At 58.0% G+C, this 6,000-nt stretch carries 3 protein-coding genes; 2 read left to right on the top strand and 1 reads right to left on the bottom strand.

The window, feature by feature from the left end; all coding sequences use genetic code 11:
- Window positions 1–103 precede the first annotated feature (103 nt).
- Both AB7F41_RS09755 and AB7F41_RS09750 read left to right on the top strand, forming a co-directional pair.
- Window positions 104–2,587, top strand: a complete 2,484-nt coding sequence (locus AB7F41_RS09755; RefSeq protein ID WP_428385876.1) for a TonB-dependent receptor family protein — start codon at window positions 104–106, stop codon at window positions 2,585–2,587.
- 236 nt (window positions 2,588–2,823) lie between these two features.
- Window positions 2,824–3,159, top strand: a complete 336-nt coding sequence (locus AB7F41_RS09750; protein WP_428385875.1) for a hypothetical protein — start codon at window positions 2,824–2,826, stop codon at window positions 3,157–3,159.
- A gap of 247 nt (window positions 3,160–3,406) precedes the next feature.
- Here AB7F41_RS09750 and AB7F41_RS09745 read toward each other — a convergent pair whose 3' ends face one another.
- Window positions 3,407–5,722, bottom strand: coding sequence for a TonB-dependent receptor family protein (locus tag AB7F41_RS09745; RefSeq protein ID WP_428385873.1), 2,316 nt, complete (start codon window positions 5,720–5,722; stop codon window positions 3,407–3,409).
- Window positions 5,723–6,000: the final 278 nt, after the last annotated feature.

Raw genomic sequence — 6,000 nt, 5'->3', positions numbered from 1 at the left:
GTCGCAACGTTTCGCCGACCCGTGGAAACCCGCAGCGGCCGCGAACGGCCCATCGCATGCGTCCTCCGACTGAGTTTCAACCCCGATTACGAAAGAACATAAAATGAGCTCCCGATCGAAACTGATGCATGGAGCCGCGCTCGGCGCGCTCGCGCTCCTCTCCTCCGCCCCCATCGCCCATGCGCAGCAGACGCTTCCGACGATCGATATTGGCGGCCGGCTTCGCGCGGGCCCGGGCGTTCGCGGCGCGCCGCGCGGACCGACGGTCGGCGCGCCGATTCCGGCCGTAAGAGAGTCGACGGCGGGCGAAGGGGGATATGCGCCTGGCTTCAATCCGGCCCGCGCGAAGCTGCCGATCTACCGGGATCCGCCCGGCGAGACCGTCACGATCGTCGACACCAAATTCCTCAAGCCGACGCCGCTCGCGGATGTCCGGAGAGTGTTGGAATACAGCCCCGGCGTCTCCATACAGCAGGGCAATAATGCGCGGGATCTGTTTATTTCGATACGCGGCTCCGGCAATCGGCTTGGCGTCGGGTTCCCGACCGGCGTCCGCAACATCATGATGTACGAAGACGGATTCCCGATCACCACGGCCGACGGCAATGGCCGCACCGATATGCTCGATCCGCACTCCTATGCCGCCGTCGACGTCTATCGCGGACCATCCTCGGCGCTCTTCGGCAATTACGCCTATGGGGGCGCGATCAATTTTCGGTCCTTTTCCGGCGCCGAAATCGACGGCGTCCACACAGGTTCGGAATTTGGCAGCTTCGGCTATGTCAACAATTACGTGCGCGTCGGCAAGGCGGTGAAGGACAGCACGCTCGGCGACTTCGATCTGGCGTTTTTCGCGTCCGACGCCAATAGCAGCGGCTGGACCCGCAATTCTTTCTCAGGCAAGCAAGCCAAGTTTCTCGGCAGATGGGACGTGACCCCAACCGATCGCGTTATCGTGAAATATATCGCCAATAATCTGAGATCGGAGTTCATCAACCGAGAAAATATCAATGTGTACTATCTCAATCCATTTCAACAAAATTATGGATGCTCGATCGCGGTCTCTCAGAACCTCAACTTGTGCAACAATCTGAACGTGCCGGTGAACGGCATATCCGGCGCGCTCACGCGCCAAAGCGTCTGGCAGCTCGGCACGCATGCAAACTCCGTCAGACAGATTGGCGGCGTTCAGTTCGAGCATGATTTCGACAACGCCACCACCTGGCGGTCGCAATTTACTTACGACTATCTCGATATCATCAACGGCACTTGGCCGCCGCCGATCATTGGGCCGGGCGGACAGGGCGGCCCCGTGGCTTTGAGGGGTCCGACGGTGGGCATCACCGCGCAGACCGACATTACCAGTCACGTGCCGATCTTTGGATTTCCGGCGACGCATTTCCTGCAGTTCTTCTACAGCAACGCCAAAACCACCAACCCGCTCTTCAACCAGATCGCCAATAGATGGTATAGCGGCGCAATCGGCGCCCAGGTCGGCAAGATCGATTCCTACACGTCGAACATCGGTTTGCGCGCGCGCGAAGAGATTGCTCTTGCTCCGGGCCTGACGGGCGTCGTGGGGTTCAGCACCAACTGGAATCGCGTTTGGGGCGTCAACACCGCCTATAATTACCCCGCCAATCTGGCGCCCAGATTTCCCACTCAGGTCGCCGTCGACAATGATTACTGGAACACCGCGCCGGAAGCGTCGCTGACCTATCGCTATAGTCCCGAGTGGCAAGTGCGGGCGCGCTATTCGACCGGCTACAGCACGCCGACATTCGTGTTTCTCACCACTACCCGGAACGGCGTCGGGCAAAATCCGCTGAAGGCCCAGACCAACATGGGCGTCGATCTCGGAATCGACTGGACGCCCCGCCCCGATCTCACCCTCAGCGTCACCGGTTTCAACGAGTGGCATCGCAACGAACTCCTGACGCTGACAAACGGGTTCATTAATTATTCGCAAAATATCCCGTCCTCCATCCACCGCGGCGTCGAACTCAATGGCGATTGGCGGCCCTATGAGGGGTGGCGGATGATCATGGCCTATACGTTCAACGATCAGTTCTTCACCACTTATTGGGACGATCTCGGATCGGTGACGGCCGGCTTCCCGCCGGTTGCTCTGGCCGGCGGCGCGCCCGCTCTTTATAATCGCTCGGGCAACCGAATTCCCAATGTGCCGATGCATACGCTGACGACGCGCTTTGGATACGACCAGCCCTACGGCGACCTTTCGGGTCTCGGCGCTTACGTCGAATATGTTTTCAAAAGCGATTATACGATCGACAACGCCAATTTCACCACGCTGCCGAGCTACGGCCTGTTCAACGTGAACGCGCACTACAATCACGATCTCACAGACTTCTATTTCAAGAACATCGAGCTCTATTTCGACGTCTCGAACGTCTTCAATCGGACCTATGTCGCCGGCGCATTTGTCCTGGCCAATTCTCTCCTCTCCGGCACGCCGATCCAAACGCCGCTGGTCTGGCCGACCGGCGGCCTGGTCACCGCGCAAGGCTCAGGCATCCTCGCCGGCCAGCCGCGCGCGTTCTCGGCAGGCATAAAACTCAAGTTCTGACACAATGAGGCGTCGCTTCCTTTTTGAGGGGGCGACGCCCTCGAGCCGCGCAGGGAACAAAGTGGTTCAAGCCGGCGCGACGATTGAACGGTTCGACGGCCTCCGACTACCTTAGCGGGTGGGTCGATGGCTCCACGGGCAGGAAGAACGAAACGCGATTGCAATTTTCTGAAGCCGACTGGTCAAAGACAGGTTGATTTCGTGGCATTGCAGCCATTCTTTTCTAAGAGGAAGCTATGATTGAACTTCGTCGCGCAGCACATCCATTTCTCGATCGTTTGAGAAGGAGCCTGCCAGCGTCCGCACATGCAAGACAGCCGCTTCTTGGCTATCTGCAGTCGAGGCAAATCATCGGATCAACCTCGCCGACGTTGCGTATCGTCAACGTCTTCCACAACGGCCACAGTGAAAATATCATGTGCCAATTCACGATCGAGGGCGACGCGAGCACGCGCACTTTCGTTGCGCCGCTGACCCAGATCGCGCTCAAACGAACTCATCCCGCGGCGCGCGACGTCGCAAAGGCGATCGCTCCCAGCCGCGCGAGACCGAATATCAAGATTCCCCTTTGATTGTTCCCGCAACGCGCCGAGCCTCAGGCAGTGGCGTTGCAACTGTCGCCGTAATTAACAGAAGGCGCTCCTGCAGATCTCATTGCCGTCAAGGGAGATCCGCTGGGCAACTTTAAGTCTCTCGAATATCCGGATTTGGTTATCTCCGGCGGAACCGTCGTTCTCAACAATTTTCGTTGAACTTCACGGGAGCGCTTGGGTCAGCGTGGCCAATCAAGACCTTCGCTGACCCACGCACATTTCGCCGCTAAAAGCGATACTTCACGCCGGCATAGATCGACGCGCCATTGCCGGGATAGAACGCCTGTGGGTTGCCCGGCACCCAATCGTACAGGCCTGTTGCGATCGTGAACGGCGGTCGAAAGGCGTTCGCGACGCTGATGACGTCGCTGACGTAATGAACATTGCCAAGATTGCGCGCATCCACATACCATTCGAGGCCATTGGCCATCTTCAGACCCGCTTGCAGTCCGATCAGGGCATAGCCCGGCGCCCTTACCGTATTGGCGTAATCCACATATGCGCCTGAGGGGACCCAATCGACTTGCGGCGCGATATACAACCCGTCGTTCGTATTGTAGCTGACGGTCGTGCGCAGCACATGACGCGGAATCGCCGGGAGCCAATTGTTTCCATATGTCGGATCGCCGCTGAAGGCGAATAGATTCATGTTCCAGATCTGGGCGATCTTCAAAACGTCGCCAGCGCCCTCGCCCTGCAAATCGCGAAGCACTTCGACGCTGCCGCCCAGCTCGACGCCTTGATGGACCGTATTCGGCGCATTGCGCGTGACCGACACTGTGCCGGAAGCGGGACTGGTGTTGAACTTCAGCAATTCGTCCCAGATATTGGCGTAGTAATACGTAATATCCCAGGCGAAACGGTCGTATTTGCCTCGCGTGCCGATTTCGCCTGTCCAAGCTTTTTGCGCCTTGAGATTATTCAGCTGAAATCCAAATAGACCCTCCGAATTCGGAAGCCATGGCGGTCGTGGAGCAAAAAGCGTTTGCGTCAGATCGATCATGTCGGGCACGTCGCGCGACAGCGTGACATCGGAGAAGACCTGAATATCCGGAGTCGCCTGCCACATCATTCCGAACTTTGGCATCAAGCCGTGATAGGTCTTGGAAGCGCTACCGGTAAGAGGCTCAAAGGGAATTCCGCCCAGCGCCGCCGTGGCCCTGCGATCGGAAATGTATTTCAGCCCCACCATCGCGATAAGATTTTCGGTAAGGTGAAACCTGTCCTCGCCATAGAATTCGACATTGAACGCGTTGATCGTATTGTTCCGCAGCTGTGGATTTTGCCCGACCGGGACAAAGGGGACAAGCGGGCAGTCCTGCATGATCGCATAATTGACGAAACCGCACGCGTTGTTTCCGTTGTTGAATCCGAACTGCGACAGCGAGTTCCACGACCATGCCGGAAAGCCGGCGCCAATGACATTGCCAAACGGCGGCGCGCCAAGCGAATTGAAGAGCGTCGGGCGATCAGCCAAACCATAGGGGTTGGCGATCGCGCCATTGAAATTTGTCCACCACTTGTCGCTTCCGCTCTCGCCCCAGACGCGCGCGCCGGCGATCACTTCATTCTTGTGGCCGAGCAATTCATGCTTCGACGTAAAGCGCGGCGTGACTCCCCAATTATTGGTGTTCTGCTGAATGACGACAAAGACAGGGTGATACAGATATTGGCCGATGTACCAGCTATTGATGTCGAGCTGGCCGAAATCCGTGACATAGGTCGTCTTGTTGGCGATGCGGTAGTTTTGCTGATATCGGCCCTGATTGCCGCTAAATCCCCAGTCGCCGGACGCCGGATTGACGTAGTTGCCATAAAACGCGCCGAAGCCTTCGACGAAAGGCGGCAGCGTTAGCCTCGGATCCGCCGCGATCTGTCCCAGAGTGAGCGTTCCCGGCAATTGCTGATGCGTGTTGTAATAGCCGAAATACATGCGGGTTTCGAGATTGTTCGAGAACCTGTATCCGGCGTTGCCATTGATCAGCGAGTAATCAGACTTCTCATGGCCGCGAAAGCCGAGCGAATGCGTGAAGGATCCGTTGAGCAGGACATCGAAGTCTCCGATGATTCTGGACGCCTGCGCCTGGCCGCGTATGGTCTCGAAGCTTCCGCCCTCGAGATTAAGATAATTGGGCGAGATCGCGGTGTAGGCCGTCGGCGAAACAAAGTTGATGGCGCCGCCTAATGTCGACGCGCCGTAAGTCAATCCGTTGCCGCCCTTATAGACCTCGATGGCGCGGTAATAGTGAGGGTCTATCGAATAGGTGTCGCCGGCGCCGTCGGCGAACGTCATCGGAATGCCGTCCTGCAGAAGCTCCAGCCCTCGATTGTGATAGTCGCGCGTGAGATTCGATCCGCGCACCGAGAGACGAAGTTCCGCGCCATATCGCGATTCAGCGAAGACGCCGGGCGTATCCTTTAGCGCGTCCCTCAGATCTGCAATGTAGCGCGTCTGCTGTTCGGGCGTGTTGGAATCGACGAAGGCGACTGAACCGACAGTCCGGTTGAGTTGCGCGCGCAACGTAGGAATGGAGGGCGCCACAAGCGAGCCTCCGCCTCTCGTGAACAGCGCCGGTTGACTGGAGCCTTGTCCCCCTTCGATCGCAGGACCCGGTTCCGAGTCCCTGCCGGGGCCGTCCGAGTTTGCGGGGGTCGTTGTCTGGGGCGATTGTCTTCCCAGCTGCCTGGGCTTGCCAATCTCGATCGTTGGCAGCGCTTGCTGAGCCGCAGAATAATCTGAATCGGCGAGAGCCAAAGTGAGGACGGAGACGCCAAGAGCGAGATGTTTCCGTAGCATTCTTTTATTCCTGGTAAGAAGTC

This window comes from Methylocystis sp. (genome assembly GCF_050251305.1).
Classification (GTDB): domain Bacteria; phylum Pseudomonadota; class Alphaproteobacteria; order Rhizobiales; family Beijerinckiaceae; genus Methylocystis.
Note: the sequence above shows the minus strand (reverse complement) of the source record. Positions and strands in the feature narration are given on the sequence as shown.